Consider the following 18,425-nt stretch of genomic DNA (forward strand, 5'->3'; position numbering starts at 1 on the left):
CCTCAATTCTCTATTCCGGAAATCCCGCATCTCAACCCGTCCAGCCATCTGCTCCACTCGTAGTTCAGCGCATCGGCCACCGCCACTGTATCCTTTGATTCCATCGCACGCAGAAACTCCGCAAGCTTTTCATGGAATTCTTCCCGGTCAAAAACCGGGCACTGAATAATTTCCAGAGAACGGCAAAGAAAATAAAGCCCTTCTACAAAATCGGACAGCTGTTTCCACGCTATTTGATCGGGATCAGCATAAAAACGCTCTGCCAGATTCTCGATAGAACCGCACAAACGGGAAAGATACTCCAGCGTTGAATCAACCAGTTCCAGCTGGAGCGCTTCCTGAGTAGCTGTGACAATCCTCACTTCCACATCCTGATCCACATTTTTTTTCAAAAAATCGTCCCACGAATCGGCATAACTATACTGCTCGCCACTACATTCGTATAAATATAAAATCCTCTCTCTATTTGCTTCCTGCCATTCCGCCAGTTTGACAGCAGCAGACGCGACACAGTCAAACGAACCCAGAAAATCATCATCTATCCACAATTTCATTAAATCACCCTAATTCCGTTATATTCTTCTTTTACTTACCAAGCTAACCAGCCAAATCAGGGTTATCACCCAGAAAAATTTTAATTCATCACTTTCTATTTGTAAACATGGATAAAAAGTTCTCTCTTCAATTAATTTATTTTGTTTACTTGTATATAAGTCATTCTACATAATTTTAAGAAAAAGGGGTATCCACGAAAGATACCCCTCGTTTCGCGCTGATAAAACTAAGATAACCAACCTATCGCCCAAGCAGCTGTAGCACCATCTGCGGCTGCTGGTTGGCCTGCGCCAGCATCGCAGTAGCCGCCTGTTGCAGAATATTCATCTTGGTAAACTCCATCATTTCTTTGGCCATGTCCACGTCGCGGATGCGGGATTCGGCAGCGGTCAGGTTCTCGGAAGCGGTGCCCAGGTTGTTGATGGTGTGCTCCAAGCGGTTCTGATAGGCACCGAGTTTAGAACGCTCACTGGAAACAGTATCTATCGCAGCTTGAATAGTAGTAATGGCAGCCTCCGCGCCTGACTGCGTACTGATATTTACCCCGCTGACACCAAGACCACTGGCGGTCATCGAATTAATATCAAGTTTAATGGTTTGGCCTGAATTGGCCCCTATGTGGAAAATGAGGGCATTGCCTGATCCGCTAAGACTACCATCCAAGAGTTTTTGCGTGTTAAACTCGGTGTTGTTGGCGATGCGATCGATCTCCGCTATCAACTGGTCTACTTCTTTCTGCAGTTCAGCACGGTCGTTGCTATTATTCGTGTCGTTGGCAGACTGCACTGCCAGCTCGCGCATACGCTGCAAAATGGAATGAGTTTCATTCAGGACACCCTCTGCCGTTTGAATTAAGGATATTCCATCCTGCGCGTTCTTGGCAGCCATTTCCAGGCCCCGAATCTGCCCCCGCATTTTTTCACTGATAGCCAAACCCGCCGCATCGTCACCAGCACGATTGATACGCAGGCCCGATGATAATTTCTCCAGAGACTTATTCTGGAGTACATTGTTCGCTGACAATTGACGATACGTGTTCAGACTGGCGATGTTGTGGTTAATCCTCATTTTTCCTTCCTCCTTGAAGATTTTTTCGCCCGGGCGTCCGTGCCCGGCGTTTATTCAACAGATTGGTTTACTCTGCTTTGGCCCTGACTGATTACTGCTCAGCCGCCACTTCACCTCCTCCCCTGGGCCGACAGCGTTATGGTCCAAATTGACCTGGTCAATTTGGACAACCTACTTAAAATATCGAAGGCGACCGCGCCGCCCTTTATCTGTAACCACCGTTAATTTTCGCCGATAAGATTTAAAATCCATCGAAATGTCAATCATTCATCTTTTTTCTCGTTTTTTATCTCTCTGGCTATTTCTTGCAGCAGTTGATCAATTTTACCCGGTCCGGGTACAGACAGAGCGGCCGCCCGGTTCTGCTCCTGGATGGCCTGGTAGACTTCGCGCCGGTAGACACGCACCGAACGGGGCGCCTGCACACCCAGGCGCACCTGGTCGCCCTGGATCTCCACCACCGTCACTTCGATTTCATCGCCGATCATGATGCTTTCGTTCAGTTTTCTGGACAAGACAAGCATACGTTCCTCCAACTCGCCCTAGCGAGATTTACTCCCATTTATAGCTATAAAAACAGATTATGTTATATCTCGCCAACAATAAAAAAACAAAGGGACCAGTCCCGTATAAAACTGCGTGCGTGCTCTGCTTTCGCCCAGCACAAGAACCTTAAGGTTTCATCCAGGTAATCCCATGCCCAGAGGCTCACTATACGCTCTATATCTTGACCACTTTTAAACATTTACTAAGAGCAAAAGGAGTTAGTTTTTCATGTCCAATCCCTACCACCACTACAGCTAACCACCCAGATACCCTGTTATCAGTTCTCCCTTCAATAGCTGCAGGAAGTAGCCGCCCATACCGCGGTCATCGTCTTAGCCCCCGACACAGGCCCTCACTTCCCCCGCCCGCGCTGGCGAACCGACTGCCACTGTCTCCGCAGTAGCCGCCGACTCAGGAAAGACACAATGGCGGGTCGTGTAGCCGCTCCCGTTCAAGATGACCTGCCGGGCCCGTCTGGCCGCCACGTTAATTACCACCGGGGCCAGGAGGTTGGCCGTCATCAACCGCGGGTCGGCCGGTACCGTCAGGATAACCAGGACCTCCACCTCCCCGTCTCCTGCCGTCAGGCCAATTTCCTCCAGTTCGTCCGGTGGGATCACCGGCTGATAATCAGGGAAAAAACGCTGCGGCCAGGTCACAACAAACGCCACCTCGGATCGTTCCAGCGACTGCAGGAAGTAAAAAGGGCTGTCATCCCCGTGCGGCAGCAGGACATACCGGCGGGTGTCCGCAAAACCGGGTAGCCCGGCGGGAAATTCAATTATTCTGGTTTCATCAACCTCAATCTCGCCAAAGTGGCGCGTCTGGATCAGCATACGCATGTACCTCCCCGTATCGCACTAGCGCCCAAGATAGTTACCATGTCCGCAGGCGACCGGCGGCACCGCCCCAGCCGGGCGCCGGCGCTATTTTCGGCAGCCACACCCGCCCTGTCGCCCCTGGGCCGGATCTGCGCCGTCACACCCGGACATCAACATTCCCACCCACATACCGAATCTCCAGCACCGGCGGCTGGCGCAGGTACCCCCGCACCACACCCCGGCGCAGCTCCACGTCTACACACCCCGGCTTCAGGTCGACCGTCACCTCGCCCGGTGCGTAGTGCTGCTCTCCGGGGACCTCCCGCCACCGGATCTCAGGCGGGTGCTGCGGCACCAGGCCCACGTCGAACTCGTCGTCGGGCGTGGTGTTCTCCCGCGCGATGTTGGCGATCGCGTCTGTCTCCCCCGTTTCGATCGCCGCCAGCCGATCGCCCTCCTCGGCAATCTTGGCCGTCGCCTCCACCGCCACCGCCGCTCCCTGCGCCGCCCAAGCATGCCAGAAACGGTTCGGGTCGTACAACCCCAGGTCCTCCCGGGCGGCGGTGGTGTCAATGTCAAGCTCCAGTCGGTCGGGGCGCACAGACAGCACCGGCTGGGTGTGGTTAACCGCGAAGCGGTGGTGGGTGACGGCAATCTGGAGAAAAGGTGCGGTTAGCTCCAGACCGAGCCGGCCCCAGATCTGGTCGATGCGCAGCAGCACCTTGATAACCTCCTGTGAAAAGTCCAATGAAACCAAAAACACCGAAAAAACATAAAACTTGATAATCCTTAACAAATAGTTCGTCAAAGCTTAAAACTAACATCGTAATAGTCTAAAACACAAAAAAGAGACAAAACCCTTGAAACCCAGTTTCCTATTCTGTTTTCGACATTCCAGAACGCCCAAAACACAAAGTAATAAAGCCACAAAATCCTCAAAAATCACGAAAACCCCTTCAGGCGCTCCCGAAAATCTGGTCACCGTTTACCAATACCTTAAACCATTACGCCCGATAGAATCACCGTTTTCCACGAATTTATACCAGCCTCAACCAAACCATAACGTTAACCCGCCTCTTCCCTACCGCAAAAAATCCACCAGGGTCGGCTGGATGATCCGCGCCCCCGCGGCCAGCGAGGCCCGGTAGACGTTTTCCTGCATCTTCAGGTTCATGATCACTTCCGCCAGGTCAGCGTCTTCGCTCTGGGCCAGCAACTCCGTATAGTTTTTCTCCAGGTCTTCTAAGCGCGTCTGGTGCAGTTCCAGGCGGTTGAGCTTCGCCCCGACCACTGCCCGCTCATTTAAAACATTATCAATGTTCTGGTCAATTTCCTGCAAACGCTGGTTAAGCCCGGCAGTATCTCCGCTCACCAGGTTATCCGACAGGTCTTTGAGCACCTTGAAAAGCCGTGGCGTGCCTCCCGTACCGTTAAAAATCACGCTCCCCGGCGAATTCACCGTCAGCAGCGCCCCCTGGGCCACTTCCAGCCGGAATTCCTGGTCGTTCCCCTGCCAGCCCGTCCCTGTACTTAAGTCATAGGTCGTCGGGTCATAGGGTGGCGCCGTGGTGTTAGTGCCACCGAATATGTACTTGGCGCCATAGGTGGTGTTCGCGATCTGTCCCACCTGCTCGGCCAGCTGGTCCACCTCTTTGGCGATCGCCGCCCGGTCCGTCGGTGCCAGACTGCCGTTGGCGCCGTAGACCGTCAGTTCCCGCACCCGCTGCAGGATGCTGGTCAGGCTGTCCAGGGCGCTGTCCGCTGTATTCAGCCAGTTGCCGGCCTCGCGCACCTTCTCCAGATATTCGTTGACCTCGGCCAGGTTGGTCCGCCAGCGCAAGGTATTCGTCACCGCGATCGGATTGTCGGAAGGCACCTGCACTGTGCGCCCCGAAGCCAATTTTTCTTCCGTCTCGTCCAGCACGTTCATGTTCCGGTACAGGTTGCGCATCAGGTTATTCACCATCATGTTGTTCGTAATCCGCATGACCATTCACCTACCTTCCCACTACGCCCAGCCGGCTGATCAGGATCTCCAGCATCTCGTCCACCGCGGTGATCAGCCGGGCCGCGGCTCCATAAGCATGTTGGAACCGGATCATGTTGGTCATCTCCTCGTCGATGGACACCCCCGCCGTCTGCTGCCGCTTGTTGTCCAGCTGTTGCAGCAAAACCTCCTGGTTTTTGCACATTCGCCTGGCCTCTTGAGCATCCACCCCGATCTGGGCCACCGCCGAGCGCCAGTAGTCGTCAAATGACGCATTACCCATCATCGTCACATCGTGTTTCAAGGCCGCCAGGGCCAGGGCATTGCTGCCATCACCCGGCTGGCCACGGACATTGCCGTCGGGTAATGTTTCAACCTGGGTCGCCGCCGCCAGTTTATCGAGGTTATCCCTGACCGCCGGGTTCAGGTCAATGAATGACGCCCACGACACAAAGGTATCCCCTGGAAAATCCGCCGGCTCCTTAAACAGCTTCACGTGTTCGTACACCCCGCCGGTACTGGTGTCCAATCCGTACCCCTGTTCATGAACCTCGTTCATCTTTTTCGTGATGGCTTCCGCCAGGGCATCGAGTTTCTGGCGCAGGTCGGGGACCATCCCCGTATGTTTCGTCCCGTCCCAGGTGCCGCGCGCCTCGATCAATCCTTTTATGCTCCCACCCCGCAGATCAACCGGCTGCTCATCGACCGCCCAGACCATGTTGTAAAATCCGCGGGGATCACTCTCGTCACGTTTGGCGATCACACCGTAAGCCTGAACATCGTGCACCAGCACCCGGCCGCCAAGATAAATATTGACCAACCCCGATTGTTCCACCCGGATTTGGACATCCACTAACCGCGTCAGTTGGTCAATCAGATAGTCACGCTGGTCGTACAGGTCGTTCGGCTCCTGTCCTGATACTTTAATATTCAGGATCTGCTGGTTCAAGTCGGCGATTTGCGTCGCCAGGGAATTAACCTCCCGCACCTGGACCTCCACCGACTGGTTCAGGTCCTCCTGCAGTTCCTGGTACTGCTTGTCCATGTGGTGGAAAGTTTCTGCCAGGGCAATGGCGCTCTGGATCACCGTGGAACGCGCAGCCCGGCTCTCGGGTGACTCAGAAAGTTTCTGCAGCGACACCCAGAATTGGTCCATCACGCTGCGCAGGCCACTGTCGGAAGGTTCATTGATAATCAATTCCACCTTGTCCAGGGCCTCCTGCTTGCTGGCCCAGTAGCCGGCTGTGGTATTCTCTTTTCGGTACTGGGCGTCGGCAAAATTGTCCCGCAGGCGGCGGATCTGCTCAATCGTCACCCCGGTGCCCATCTGGCCAATCCCGGTCGTCAAATCATTGACCGGGGGAGTGGCCACCAGCACCGCCTCCTGCCGCGTGAACCCCGGTGTATTCGCGTTAGCAATGTTGTGCCCCGTCACATTCAGGGCTGCCTGCTGGGTAATAACTGCTTTCCGGCCGATTTCCAAACCGAAAAAACTCATCTGTCGCCCTCTTCTCCTCAAAAATATATAATCTTATCCCTACACCTTCACATCCAGAATTCTGGCCTCCTGGCACGATGGTTTATCCGCCGCCGCTTCCGCCGTGTAGACGCCATCCCCCTGGGGCTCAGTTAACAAGCGCAAGGTGTACTCGACCCAGTCCATGGCCTGCCGGAGCAGACTGGCGTTTTCCCGGTTTGTCTCCTGGAGTTCAGTGACAGTCCGCATCAAATCGTCGCGCAGGTTAAATAAAGGTTTAGCCTGCTCGGGCGGCAATTTTTCCAGGAGACTGGTCACCGTCAGTTCATCGGCTGACAGGCCGAACAGCTCGGCCAGTCTGGTCTGACAGTCCCGCCGCCCGTCCTCCAAACGCAACCCCTGGATCACCAGCTGCTCTTCTAATTGGTTCGCCTTCTCCAGTTCTTGGAGATTACCCTCGATGATGTGCTGCTGTTTCGCCCGGGCCAAGCCGGCCAGTTTGCGGTAAAGCTGATGCTGCTGGCGCATAATCTCGGTCAGTTGCGCAACGGTTTCTTGCACGCCGGCTCACTCCTTTTTAAACCAATTCATCCACCAGTCGTCGGCCCAACAGCTTCTCCGCGATCTCTTCACTGGAAACGGAATACGCGCCTTTCTCGATCGCTTCTTTCAATTCCCTGACCCGGTCCTCACGGATGTCCGGGGTCTCCCGGACCTTCTGGGCCGCCAGTTGAATGGCCTTTCCCTGTTCGGATAGTACCAGCTCATCGGCTTTCCCCGTCCCCCCAGGCGCCTCCTTCCGGCCCGGGGCGTTAACCTTCATCTGCTGACCGTAAATTTTCAAGAAATGATTAATTTGGTTACTGGAAATGATCATTTGTCTGCACCTACTTCTTTATAATATCCGTCCGCCACTTCTGTTCGCTCTTCGACCGCTTGACTGGCTGTTCTTTCTCTACCGGCCGGGTCAATCGTTTAATGTTCCGCGTCAGTTCGTCTCGACACGCTTCGCACAGTCGCCCGGCCGAGATTGGGCAACCGCAGCTTTCACACTCCAGCACTCCCTCCGTAATTAACCCCTTGGCAATCAGCCGGCCATCTTTTAAAAAACGAATAATCTTGTCGGCCCCTACCCCGGTGGCCTCGCTAACCTCTGTAATCGTCGGATTACGGTGTTCGCGCACGTACTCCCGCACCAGTTCGAACTCCTTTTCCTCCTCCTCCAGGCAGGCTGGGCAGAGATTTTGACCGACGAAGGCAAACAAGCGTCCACACTCAGGACAGTTGCGCAGGTCCACCCTTGTTCCCTCCTTATTCACTTTAAAATATATTATCGTTAAATCCTGGGCAAAACTTTAGCCCAAATCTACAGCCATTATTTCCCACGCCCCGCCGCAACCACGGCCACCAGCACTTGACGTGCGCCAGCCTCCATCAGCACCCGGCTGCACTCGCCCGCGGTTGAACCAGTAGTCAGCACATCATCAACCAATAATACCCTTTTCTCCCTGACCATCGTCGGCTGTTTCACGGCAAAGGCACCGGTCAAGTTATGCTGGCGTTCTTCTCTCCCCAACTCCGTCTGCGCCGGGGTATCAATCAACCGCACCAGGGCCCCCTTCCCAAACGGCAAACCCAATTCCCTGGCCAAAGTTTGACCTAGCAGCTCCGCTTGATTGAAGCCGCGCCGCCGGTATTTGGCCTGATGCAAGGGAACCGGGACGACCACCTCGGCCGCACCGAACGCGGGCTCTCCCTGCACGGCTTCCGCTATTAATTGGCCCAATGGTCTGGCCAGCCAGCGTTTTTTCTGGTACTTCAGTCGATGCACAACCTCTTTGAGACGGCCTTCATAAGGACCAACCGCTCGCGCCAGGGTGTAGGTAGGCCGGGACATTTGACAATCAAGGCAAAATAACGGCTGAGAAAATGGCCCCAGTTCCCCGTGAAGAAACTTACCGCATCGTCGACAGATCGGCCCGGCCCGCTGGTGCGCCAGTTCCCGGGCGCAATCAGCACAACAGGGTACAGGGCCCAGGGAGGACAGGACCCGGTCACAGAAAGGACAGTTTACAGGGTGCGGATAAATCAGCTCAAGCAAGGCCTCCCAGAGGGTGTTCATTCGCCGACTCCTTAAAACAGCTTCTGCTAATAGCTTAACGAAAATAACAGGAAAGAGCAATAACAACCAGGGCAGCTAAAAAGGCCGCGTCAGATCGACCGGCCTCTTTTCTTAAACAACGACCTGATTTCCTGCCTATTCCATTTTGGCCAGTTGCTCGTAGAGATACTCGTTCAAAACCTTGATGTAGGTTCCCTTCATCCCCAGCGACCGTGCCTGGATTACGCCCGCACTCTCCAATTTCCGCAGGGCGTTCACAATCACGGAGCGCGTCAACATGTATTTATCGGCCAGACGAATCGCGACGACAAACCCTTCGTCACCCTCTAATTCCTTAAAGATATATTTGACGGCTTCGATTTCGGAATAAGATAGTACCGCCAAAGCCTGCGCTACCGCTTCTCGCTTCCGGTTTTCTCGCTCATTACGCTCACTGATCTGGCGCAAGATTTCCAGACCGATCACCGCCGCACCGTGCTCGGCCAGGATCGTGTCCTCGGTGGAAAAAGCCTTCCGTTTGACCAGCCCCAGTGTACCTAAACGTTTCTGTCCGCTGTGGATCGGGATGATCGTCAGAAAAGCCTCGACTAAGGGGTAGTTGACCGCGACTTCATTAAAATTAGACAGCCACTCCATATACTCGGGCTTGATTCCTCTTTGGTCGCAGATGCGTCCATCCAGTTCTGGGCGCGGAACGCCGGGCCATTTATAGTATCCCAGCTTCTGCCCCTGGTCATCCAATATATAGACTGCCGCTTCTGTCAACTCGCTCAGGGTCCGGGCCATTTCATCAAAATCCGCTGGTTGCTCCGATTGGTGTTGGATGCTTTTGTTTAAAATCCGGGTTTTCTGCAACAGTCCTTCCAGTTCCAATAACCTTCTCTCCTTCCCATCCCCCAGATAGACAAAACTATTATTTTTTGAATATTTCGTCACTCAACCTGAATTTCCTGCCTGCTGCAAAATTTTTTAAAAAAAAGGGGACAGGCTACTTTTTTGCAAAGCAAAAAAGTAGCCTGTCCCCTTTTTTACTTAATCAGGGCGGTGAGTTTCAGGAGGTCGCCAACCCGGGTGTTAGAAGAGCGGACTGTCCCCGCCGGTAGTTCGATCACCATCTTCGCCTCGGGAATCTTGGGGCTGATCACAAATGGCTGCATCTCTTCTATCACAAAGAGGACCTGGAATTCTCTGTCTACAAACAAGACGTCAATGGCAAACCGCATGAAACAAGTGTGAATTGCCCGGCAGGGAGTAAGGAGCAAGCCCGACCCGTGCGGCATCTCCGGTCGTCCCAGTAATCCCCGGCAGCGCCGCCAAAAAGTATTGGCCAATTCCACCTGACTGGCCAGCGTCACCTGCCTGGTCACATTGTAAAGCTCCACCCCGCCCACCTCCTATCGCCCAAAAACCTTGAGCATCTGCAGTACCGCGGGTCCCAGCAGAACGATGAAAATAGTAGGGAAAATAAACAGTACCAGCGGGAACAGCATCTTAATCGGAGCCTTCATCGCTTTTTCCTCCGCCCGCTGCCGCCGCTGCCGGCGCATCTGCTCGGATTGCAGGCGTAAAACATTGCCGATGCTCACCCCCAACTGATCGGCCTGGACCATCGCCCCGACAAACGTGGTCAGGTCATCGACACCTGTGCGGTCCGCCAGGTCGCGCAAGGCCTCCCGCCGCGGTTTACCCATCCGGATTTCCTGCAGCAGCCGCCCAAATTCAGCCGCCAGCACCCCGTCAGTTTTTTCGATAACCTTCTGTAAAGCCCCGTCAAAAGCTAAACCCGCCTCCACGCTCACCGTGAGTAAATCCAGCACATCGGGCAAACGTTTGACCAGTTCTTCCTGCCGTTGTTGGGTCCGGAAACGCAGGTAAATTTCTGGGCCTAAAACAGCCAACCCAGCCACCAGGGCAGTCAAGAGCAAACCAGCGCTCAGGCGCCAGTGCCAGGGGATAGTCGCCAACGCGACCGCCACCGCGAGCAGCCCTAAACCGTACTGGATAGCCAGAAACTCGTTGGCTGACAAATTGCCCGGGTTGCCGGCCATGGCCAGCTTGTGCTGAAGCCCCGCCCTCTTCCTGGACGGCATCAGCTTCTCCATGCGGCCGGCCATTTTCCTCAGGAAGGGGCGAATTACCCGGTCGGCAAAAGGCTGGTTCAACTTTTCATAAACCTCTTCCCGCTGCTCAGTGTTACGCTGCCACTGGTTTAAGCGGGATAAAACAGCCAGACGTTCGCGGTACAGGTACTGCCAGAAGGCCAGAGTAAAGAGCGACGCGGTCAGGCCTGCACTGCAGGTAACAAGCCAAATCACATTTGATCACTCCAAAGCTTGATATTAAATATTGATATTAAATAATTTCACTATTAGGTCAGCCCTCATACCTCGATATTGACAATTTTCTTGATCAACATAGCCCCCACGATCTCGGAAACAATCCCGGCCACCACGATCGCGTTCCCCAGCGGTTCGGTGAACAGTGGCTTAATATAACCAGGGTTGATTAATAGAATCATCCCGACCACTCCCAGAGGTAACAAGCCGATAATCAGTCCGGAAATTCGTCCCTGGGCGGTTAAAGTCCGGATTTCCCCTTTAATCCGGATGCGTTCCCGGATGGTCAAGGAAATGTTATCCAAAACCTCCGCCAGATTCCCCCCCACCTGCCGCTGAATCAGGACCGCAGTCACGATCAGATCCAGGTCGTCGCTGGCCACCCTTTTATGCAGATTCAGCAACGCTTCTTCGGTGGTTGTCCCCAGGTTTATTTCCCGCAGGACAAGCCCGAATTCATCAGCGATCGGCGCCGGCATCTCCCGGCTGACCATCTCCATCGCCTGGAGGAAACTGTAACCAGCACGGAGTGAATTGGTCATCACGGTCAGCGCCTCGCCGAGCTGCTGGTTAAACCTGACCAACCGTCTGGCCCTGGCCCGGCCGACCAGCAGCGGGGGAACCAGCCAGCCCAGCACCCCCAGCACAGTCGCTGAAGCTATGTTTTCGGTCAGCAGCCAGCCCAACCCCAGAGCCCCCAGACCCGCCAGCAGGTTGAGCAGGATAAATTCCTCGCCGCGCAGCGGGATGTCGGCCCGCATCAACTCCTGCTCGATCCGGCGGGTGAAGGCACGCGCCGCGAAAATCTGGCTGGCCTGCCGGAGCAAGGCGCGCCAGGTTAACTTTTTTTGCCGGGGAAGGTCACCTCGGGGACGCGCCGGCGTGGTCTGCCCCGCAGTATATCGCCGCAGCCGCTCATGGATCGCCTGTCGCCGGGCCCCGATTAACCCGAACAGGGCGATGGCCAGCATGGTCGCGGTGAGAAAAGCAAAAACGGTAATGATCCCGATCAGCATCCATGGTCATCCTTTCGCCATTGCTGCTTACCATAAAAAGGGCCACATCCATATCCGAAAAATCCCCTATATCCGAAAAATCTCCGCCGGCAGCTTGATCCCGGCCGCCTCCAGACGGTCGATAAATTTTGGCCGAATACCGGTGGCCCGGAAACGGCCGATGATCCGCCCGTGGTCATCAACCCCCTGCTGCTCGTACACAAAAATATCCTGCAGGACGATCACATCGCCCTCCATCCCCTGGACTTCGGTCAAATAGGTTATTTTGCGGCTGCCGTCACGCAGGCGGCTCTGGTGGACGATCAGGTCAAGCGCCGAGGCGATCTGTTCCCTGATCGCCCGCACCGGCAGCTCCATCCCCGCCATCAGCACCATCGTCTCCAGGCGAGCTAGCAAATCCCGGGGAGAGTTGGCGTGCGCGGTAGTCAGCGAACCATCATGCCCCGTGTTCATCGCCTGCAGCATGTCCAGAGCCTCACCACTGCGCACCTCGCCCACCACGATCCGGTCGGGCCGCATCCGCAGGGAGTTGCGCACCAGGTCGCGGATGGTGATCGCCCCTTTCCCTTCAATGTTCGCCGGGCGGCTTTCCAGACTGATGACGTGTTCCTGGTGCAACTGAAGTTCAGCCGCATCCTCAATGGTGATAATCCGCTCATCAGGCGGAATAAAAGAGGACAGGACATTGAGCGTTGTCGTCTTACCCGAACCAGTCCCGCCGGAAACTACCAGGTTAAGCCTGGCCTTAACACAAGCCTCGATAAACCTGGCCATCTCGGGGGTCAGGGTGCCAAACCGAATCAGATCTTCGATCTTGAGGGGGTCACGGGCAAACTTGCGAATCGTGATTGTTGGACCACCTAAAGCTAAAGGGGGAATAATCGCGTTGACCCGCGAACCATCCGGCAGCCGGGCGTCCACCATCGGCATACTCTCATCGATCCGCCGGCCGAGGGGAGCGACAATCTTCTCGATGATGTGCAGGACGTGCTCGTTGTCCCGGAAGGTGATATCCGTCAGCTGGAGTCGCCCATGCCGCTCAACGTAGACCTGCTTCGGCCCATTGACCATGATCTCCGAGACCGTCGGGTCCTGAATCAGGGGATTGATCGGGCCAAAACCAAAGACCTCGTCCAGGATCTCATTTAAGATCTTCTGCCGGTCGGTGCGGGAAATAAAGGCGGGCTGGCTGTCGATCACCTCATTCACGATGCTCTCCACCTGGGCGGTTAGCTGAGCATCATCCAGGTCCCGTTTGTCCTTCTCCTTCGTGGTAAGGAAATCGGCATCCAGTTCTTCGATGATCTGTTTATGAATCCGCTGCTTCAGCTCCTGGTAGGGATCGGGCCGGACTGCGGTCGGGGTTGACCGGTCGCGCCCTTTATCTACGCTTGTCCGGGCAGTGCCTTTTTCCTGTTCCAGTCGTTTCAGTAGAGACATGCTCCGCGTACCTCCAATAATACCAACAGCTATCTCCTCACCATAAAGATATGTATAAACACCTGTTTCTTCGGGGTCAGAGGCGCGGGTTTCGACCGCTACTTCGCCAACTTTCTGTTATTCATACCTGCAACGTTACCGACCGCGCCAACAGTCAGCGGACTGCTCCTCAGGCATTCATTGGGTCACTCCTCCTGGGCCTATTCCTGCCGTTTCAACGCACCCGAATGGCTCAGGGCGCTACGTCGAAATCCCTCGCCTCCTTACTCGTCAGCGCTCGCAGCTTACTATGCGGCAGCTAGGTCAAGCCCGGCCCCCCAGGAGCCGGCCCCACAGTCCGCGCTTACCCACCGCCGCCAACTCTTCCTGGCTGCCTTTGTTGTTCATCACTAGGTAAGCCAGGTCTTTCACACTCTGCGCTACCCGCGAGCCGGGGTGGCTGAGCACAAAGGGGACCCCCCGGTTCACCGCCGAAGTGACAATTTTCCCGTCGCTGGGGATCTCGGACGCGATCCGAAAATTCAAGGCCCTTTCCACATCCTCCGCCTTGATCCCCACATCACTCGTCGCCCGGGTTAAGACCAGTTTGACTTTGCCCTTGTGGTGCAGAGACTCAAGCACCTCCATGCTTAATTTGACGTTCTTGATCGTGGGTAAGTCCAGGGCCGCGACCATCAGGATCTGGTCAGCGGCATCCAGCGCCGTCAGTGTGGTCTCGTTAAAAGCAGCTGGCGTATCGATCAGAATAAAATCATACGTTTCCTTCAGCACCCCCAGGATCTTTTCGACCTGGCCAGGGCTGATCAGTTCAGCATATTCTGGTCGGTTCGGCGCCGCCAGGATCTTCACCCCCTGCTCCTCAACCAGATAATTTTCCATCAATTCCGCATCCAGCAGGTGGAACTCCTGGAGCAAGTCGGTAATGGTCCGTCTGGGCATCACGTTGAGCATGACCGCTACATCCCCAAACTGCAGGTCCAGGTCCACCACCACCACTCTGGTATTCACCTCCCGCTGCAAGCTCAGCGCCAGGTTGGTGACCAGGGTGGTTTTGCCCACCCCGCCCTTGGTGCTGAACACCGTGACCACCTGCGGCTTCGGCCGCGTCGCCTGGTCCAGGGCCCGGTGGGTCGCCTGCTGCAGCTTGCGGCGGCGTTCGAGCTCATAGACCTTACGGATGGTGTCGGCCAGCTCATCACTGCTGAACGGCTTGATCAAATACTCCCGGGCCCCGGCCATCATCGCTTTTTTCAGGTACTCCTGCTCACCCTGAACAGAAATAACAATAATGCTGGCGGTCGGCACCCGCAGGCTGATGATCTCCGTCGCTCCGATGCCGTCCAGAACCGGCATATTGATATCCATCAGGATAATATCTGGGCGCAACTTCTCCGCCTGCTTGACCGCCTCTTCACCGTTCCGGGCCTCTCCCACCACCGCCAGATCCGGTTCAAAATACAATAACCGTTTAATGTTTTCCCTGGTCTCGTCAATGTCATCAGCAATCAGCACTTTGATGCGGGACACGGCCTCTCACCACCTTCAATCGTTTCCCGACAACAATGGCCACGTCTAATTCACCTGCAGCAAGTCATGCAGTTCAAACGGACTGGTTGAGACTTTGCTCTGATCCGCGGGTGAGCGCAGCATTAAGCGGATCGCCCCCCGCTCGGCAGCGATGACCAGCGGCCGGGCCTGCTCCACCGTCACCGCCAGCGTGACCGTTTTGCTTTCGGTTTTCTTCGTGTCACTGGACGCCCCGTCCCCTTTTCCACCCGGACTGGTTTCCTGGAGGTTCGTCCCCACCGCCAGCACCTCAATGTCCTGCAGGCTAACTACAGTATAGGTCTTTTTGTCGCCGCCTTTTCCATCTGTTAAATCAACCGTGGCCACCACGTCCACCCGGTCGCCTGGTTTCAACATGCCGCCGACCCCGCTCACTTCATTGACCGCCACCGCGACCGCTCGCTTACCAACCGGCACGCGATAAGCCAACCCCTGCCGGGTCTCCCCGGGCCGGACCACCTGGCTCTTCAGCAGTTCCTCCCCGCTCACCACCGGGATCAGGGTCAGTTGGCCAACAGCCTCCTTCAAGTCAGAGAAGGCTTGCGCATGCACAAACTCTTTTGGGCGTTCGACCTCCTCCACCATCGCTGCCGTGATCAGCGTCCGGGCTTGAAGATCCTGTTTCGCCACCACCACTTTGACCTTCTCGCCGTGGTCCATGCTTTTCTTTAAATTATTGAGATAAGTATAGACAAATACTGCTGTCAGCAGGCCGAAAATCACGGCCGCCGTAATGACTGTTCTGAGTTTCATCCTCGTACCCCCCGCTTTCCCCGCGCTAGTGAACCAGCTTTACCCCGTACAGCCCGAACTCGCTCCCGCCGGGATCAATCGCCCCGCTGGCGATCGTCCGCACAAAACGGCCGACCACATGGTTATCATTGCCAGATCCAGGGGCCTCTTCAACATAAAACGCGGCAAAGCCAACAACCCGCACCTTTTTAACCTGTCTGCCAGACCAATCATATGGCTCCACCACCGGCACCATCAGCACCCGCGGGCAGTCGCGCTGAAAGCTGGCAAAGGTGCACGCCGGGCTATGGTGGCAACTTTCAAGCCGGTAACCGATCCCGTCACCTGTCGGCCCCGACATGTTGCCGGTCTCGGTATCCACGACATCGCCCACCCGCAGCACCCCTGAGAAACCGTCCTTGAGGTTCTCCCGGTACCGGCAGGCCCCTTTGCCGCCCAACGACAGGGCGCCATACCAGCCCGAGCGGTGGGTCGGGTCGCCACTACCCTCACCACCTGGCGCGTCTTTCAGGTAGTACCGCTCTCCATAGACAAACTCCTGCCGTCCAATACTCAAGGGAGCCGCTCCGCTTATACTCGAAATCGGGCCCACCCGGGCAGTGGCGCTGGCCCTGACTTCCCCCGTTTGGTGTCCCAGCACCCGGGCAAAAAACAGGTTCACGGTTCGCCGCCCCGTAACCGTAATCTCCCGCGCATCATCGCTGACAGTGACCGTGATTTCACCCGCGTCAGCTCCGTTTTGCGCAGCATACTCGCTGGCCGTGCTTTCCGCTGTTTCCCGATCAATGAGCAGGTTCTGCCCACCCGCTAAAGCCGCCGCGTCCACCGAGTTGGCCAGCTCTGTTTTTGCCAGGTAAAGGAGACCGGCATCGGTGACCAGGGCCGTAAACCCCAGCAGACTGACCATACTTAAAGCCACCAAGACTACCACCGTGCCGCGTTGTTCTTGGAACAGACGCCTGATTAATCGAGTCAGCCCGTTGCGCAAAGAAAACCTACCTCCAGACAATTTCCCCCCGTTACGACTTGACGTTCACTTTATTCAATCCGCATGGTTGTTTGCGCGCTCAAGGGGAAGGGATTGGTTAAAATCGAAGTTATAAAGGGGGCGTACAGGGGAACAGAGTAGTCTACCCGTACGGTCAGGGCCGCCCCGCGGACGCGGCTGGTGCTATCGGGAGAAATATGAATAATGACCCGGCCTGGGTCAAGCGTCGGAACGGCATTGTTGACCGCATTCGCAATATCGGTATCAGCGGCGCCAACCGCCCCCGCCCTGGCCCCTTCCCGCGAAGCGTGGGTGATCAAGAGGTAAGCACCCAGCACCCGCCCAAATTCTATAATCCCGAAGATCAGCAAGAGGAAAATCGGCAGGACCAGGGCTACCTCAACCAGGGCCTGGCCGCGTTGCTGCCGGATTAATTGGTTCAAGTAGACCAGCATCGCCTTTTCACCACCATGATCAACCCATCCACCAGAATGCCGTCAGCGTGCCCAACACAATCGCCACCCCGTAGGGAAAAGCCGTCGACGCAACATCTCGATCCAGGGTATCCAGATTATCCAGGGTGTCCAGAGTGTTCACTTTCCCGTGACTGACAAGAAGAATATATAAACCGCGGCCCAACCCCTGCAGGCCGGCCAGTCCTATTTTCCGTCTCAGCAAGACCAGAATAGAAAGCAAGCCACCGAACAGCGCCGTGGCAAAGAAACTATACAAGACAAAGAGTGCCCCTTTAATGGCCCCAACAGTGGCCATGAGCTTCACATCGCCAGCACCCAGGCCGCCCATGAGGAAAGGGAGCAGCAAGACGGCCAGACCAACCCCCAACCCTTTCAGACTGAAGAGTAAGCCGTCAAAGCCCGCCGCCCACGCGTTCAGCCCCAGACCGAGCAGCACGGCGGGTGCCAGCACCGCGTTGTAAATTTTCTGCCCGACTATATCGGAGTAGAGAGAGATGATCAAAGCGAGCAGCAACACCAGGTTAAGAAAACCCTCCACGTTCATTCAGCTTCACCTCGCGGTGATTTGCGAACTGAGCCCACACTCAGGCCTGATAGTGCTCGACCCTACCCATGGACTGAGTAGGGTCGAGGTTTAAGAAGAATCAGGGCGTAAGTTTGGTTTTGATGGTGTCAAACAGACTGCTGAGCTGTCCTCCCATGGCCGTTAAGCCAACAACAGCCACCAGAGCCACAAACACCAGAATCAAACCGTACTCCGCCATCCCTTGCCCGCGTTCCTCCACGAACAGCCGTTTAACCTGACTAACCATCCTTTCTTCACCTCCTCATTAACCACAACTCGTCCCTCCCATGTTTCCGTGTATTTTCAGTCTAGCAGAGAAAACGGGGGTTGGGTATCAGCTGATCGTCACGATTTTAGTGGGACCAGGGTCCCAGGAAAAAGGGGACAGGCTACTTTTTTGCAAAGCAAAAAAGTAGCCTGTCCCCTTTTTCCCTAATTATTTTGCCGCTTTCTCCAACATGGTAACTCTGGCCACCAGGTAACGAACATCAAGAGCAATATCATCCAATTTTTCCAATTTAGCCCTCGCTTCCCGGAAATTATCCTCATGCACCTTCCAAGCATCAAACAAAATACGGATGCGGTCGCTGACCTCTTTCTCCAGCTTTACTTCCACTTTATCCAGGCGGGTCTCAAGCCGGCTCTGTCCAGCCTCTAACTTCACGACTGCCGCCTTCAGTTCCTGCGTCTCCTGCTGCACCCCGGCAAC

23 protein-coding genes are annotated in these 18,425 nt (G+C 55.5%); all 23 read right to left on the minus strand.

Annotated features, from left to right (window positions below; all coding sequences use genetic code 11):
• Window positions 1-2: 2 nt before the first annotated feature.
• Complete coding sequence (locus HPY81_09325) at window positions 3-554, minus strand: hypothetical protein (GenBank protein ID NPV27617.1); 552 nt, start codon at window positions 552-554, stop codon at window positions 3-5.
• Between the two features lie 241 nt (window positions 555-795).
• Window positions 796-1,623: a flagellin gene (locus HPY81_09330; protein NPV27618.1), complete on the minus strand. Its 828-nt coding sequence runs from the start codon at window positions 1,621-1,623 to the stop codon at window positions 796-798.
• A gap of 263 nt (window positions 1,624-1,886) precedes the next feature.
• Window positions 1,887-2,147 (minus strand): carbon storage regulator CsrA, encoded by a 261-nt coding sequence (gene csrA / locus HPY81_09335; protein NPV27619.1) that lies wholly within the window; start codon window positions 2,145-2,147, stop codon window positions 1,887-1,889.
• Between the two features lie 354 nt (window positions 2,148-2,501).
• Window positions 2,502-3,005, minus strand: a complete 504-nt coding sequence (locus tag HPY81_09340) for a flagellar assembly protein FliW (GenBank protein ID NPV27620.1) — start codon at window positions 3,003-3,005, stop codon at window positions 2,502-2,504.
• Between the two features lie 142 nt (window positions 3,006-3,147).
• The gene (locus HPY81_09345; GenBank protein NPV27621.1) at window positions 3,148-3,711 is read right to left on the minus strand and encodes a hypothetical protein; all 564 of its coding nucleotides are present in this window, start codon (window positions 3,709-3,711) and stop codon (window positions 3,148-3,150) included.
• A gap of 360 nt (window positions 3,712-4,071) precedes the next feature.
• Complete coding sequence (gene flgL, locus HPY81_09350; GenBank protein ID NPV27622.1) at window positions 4,072-4,983, minus strand: flagellar hook-associated protein FlgL; 912 nt, start codon at window positions 4,981-4,983, stop codon at window positions 4,072-4,074.
• 4 nt (window positions 4,984-4,987) lie between these two features.
• A complete protein-coding gene (flgK, locus tag HPY81_09355) occupies window positions 4,988-6,475 on the minus strand; it encodes a flagellar hook-associated protein FlgK (GenBank protein NPV27623.1) in 1,488 nt (495 codons plus the stop codon).
• A gap of 39 nt (window positions 6,476-6,514) precedes the next feature.
• A complete protein-coding gene (locus HPY81_09360; protein NPV27624.1) occupies window positions 6,515-7,015 on the minus strand; it encodes a flagellar protein FlgN in 501 nt (166 codons plus the stop codon).
• Between the two features lie 16 nt (window positions 7,016-7,031).
• The gene (flgM, locus tag HPY81_09365) at window positions 7,032-7,331 is read right to left on the minus strand and encodes a flagellar biosynthesis anti-sigma factor FlgM (GenBank protein ID NPV27625.1); all 300 of its coding nucleotides are present in this window, start codon (window positions 7,329-7,331) and stop codon (window positions 7,032-7,034) included.
• Between the two features lie 10 nt (window positions 7,332-7,341).
• Window positions 7,342-7,752 (minus strand): hypothetical protein, encoded by a 411-nt coding sequence (locus tag HPY81_09370; GenBank protein ID NPV27626.1) that lies wholly within the window; start codon window positions 7,750-7,752, stop codon window positions 7,342-7,344.
• Window positions 7,753-7,829: 77 nt separating this feature from the next.
• Window positions 7,830-8,576 carry a ComF family protein gene (locus HPY81_09375; protein ID NPV27627.1) on the minus strand — a complete coding sequence of 249 codons (747 nt, stop codon included), beginning with the start codon at window positions 8,574-8,576 and terminating at the stop codon, window positions 7,830-7,832.
• A gap of 135 nt (window positions 8,577-8,711) precedes the next feature.
• Window positions 8,712-9,443: a GTP-sensing pleiotropic transcriptional regulator CodY gene (gene codY, locus HPY81_09380; protein ID NPV27628.1), complete on the minus strand. Its 732-nt coding sequence runs from the start codon at window positions 9,441-9,443 to the stop codon at window positions 8,712-8,714.
• 161 nt (window positions 9,444-9,604) lie between these two features.
• Window positions 9,605-9,958 carry a DUF192 domain-containing protein gene (locus tag HPY81_09385; protein NPV27629.1) on the minus strand — a complete coding sequence of 118 codons (354 nt, stop codon included), beginning with the start codon at window positions 9,956-9,958 and terminating at the stop codon, window positions 9,605-9,607.
• A 12-nt stretch (window positions 9,959-9,970) separates the two neighbouring features.
• The gene (locus HPY81_09390; GenBank protein ID NPV27630.1) at window positions 9,971-10,888 is read right to left on the minus strand and encodes a type II secretion system F family protein; all 918 of its coding nucleotides are present in this window, start codon (window positions 10,886-10,888) and stop codon (window positions 9,971-9,973) included.
• 68 nt (window positions 10,889-10,956) lie between these two features.
• A complete protein-coding gene (locus tag HPY81_09395; GenBank protein NPV27631.1) occupies window positions 10,957-11,928 on the minus strand; it encodes a type II secretion system F family protein in 972 nt (323 codons plus the stop codon).
• 66 nt (window positions 11,929-11,994) lie between these two features.
• Complete coding sequence (locus HPY81_09400; GenBank protein ID NPV27632.1) at window positions 11,995-13,368, minus strand: CpaF family protein; 1,374 nt, start codon at window positions 13,366-13,368, stop codon at window positions 11,995-11,997.
• A 303-nt stretch (window positions 13,369-13,671) separates the two neighbouring features.
• Window positions 13,672-14,895 carry a response regulator gene (locus HPY81_09405; protein NPV27633.1) on the minus strand — a complete coding sequence of 408 codons (1,224 nt, stop codon included), beginning with the start codon at window positions 14,893-14,895 and terminating at the stop codon, window positions 13,672-13,674.
• Window positions 14,896-14,940: 45 nt separating this feature from the next.
• Window positions 14,941-15,687 (minus strand): Flp pilus assembly protein CpaB, encoded by a 747-nt coding sequence (cpaB, locus tag HPY81_09410; GenBank protein NPV27634.1) that lies wholly within the window; start codon window positions 15,685-15,687, stop codon window positions 14,941-14,943.
• A gap of 25 nt (window positions 15,688-15,712) precedes the next feature.
• A complete protein-coding gene (locus HPY81_09415; GenBank protein ID NPV27635.1) occupies window positions 15,713-16,675 on the minus strand; it encodes a hypothetical protein in 963 nt (320 codons plus the stop codon).
• A 50-nt stretch (window positions 16,676-16,725) separates the two neighbouring features.
• On the minus strand, window positions 16,726-17,130 hold the full coding sequence (locus HPY81_09420) for a pilus assembly protein (GenBank protein NPV27636.1): 405 nt from the start codon (window positions 17,128-17,130) through the stop codon (window positions 16,726-16,728).
• Window positions 17,131-17,149: 19 nt separating this feature from the next.
• Entirely contained in the window at window positions 17,150-17,695 is a 546-nt protein-coding gene (locus HPY81_09425; GenBank protein ID NPV27637.1) for a hypothetical protein, read from the minus strand.
• A gap of 100 nt (window positions 17,696-17,795) precedes the next feature.
• A complete protein-coding gene (locus HPY81_09430) occupies window positions 17,796-17,963 on the minus strand; it encodes a Flp family type IVb pilin (protein ID NPV27638.1) in 168 nt (55 codons plus the stop codon).
• Between the two features lie 189 nt (window positions 17,964-18,152).
• A partial coding sequence (locus HPY81_09435; GenBank protein NPV27639.1) for a hypothetical protein occupies window positions 18,153-18,425 on the minus strand: 273 nt, incomplete at its 5' end.

This window comes from Bacillota bacterium, assembly GCA_013178045.1.
In the GTDB taxonomy this organism is placed as follows: domain Bacteria; phylum Bacillota; class Ch66; order Ch66; family Ch66; genus Ch66.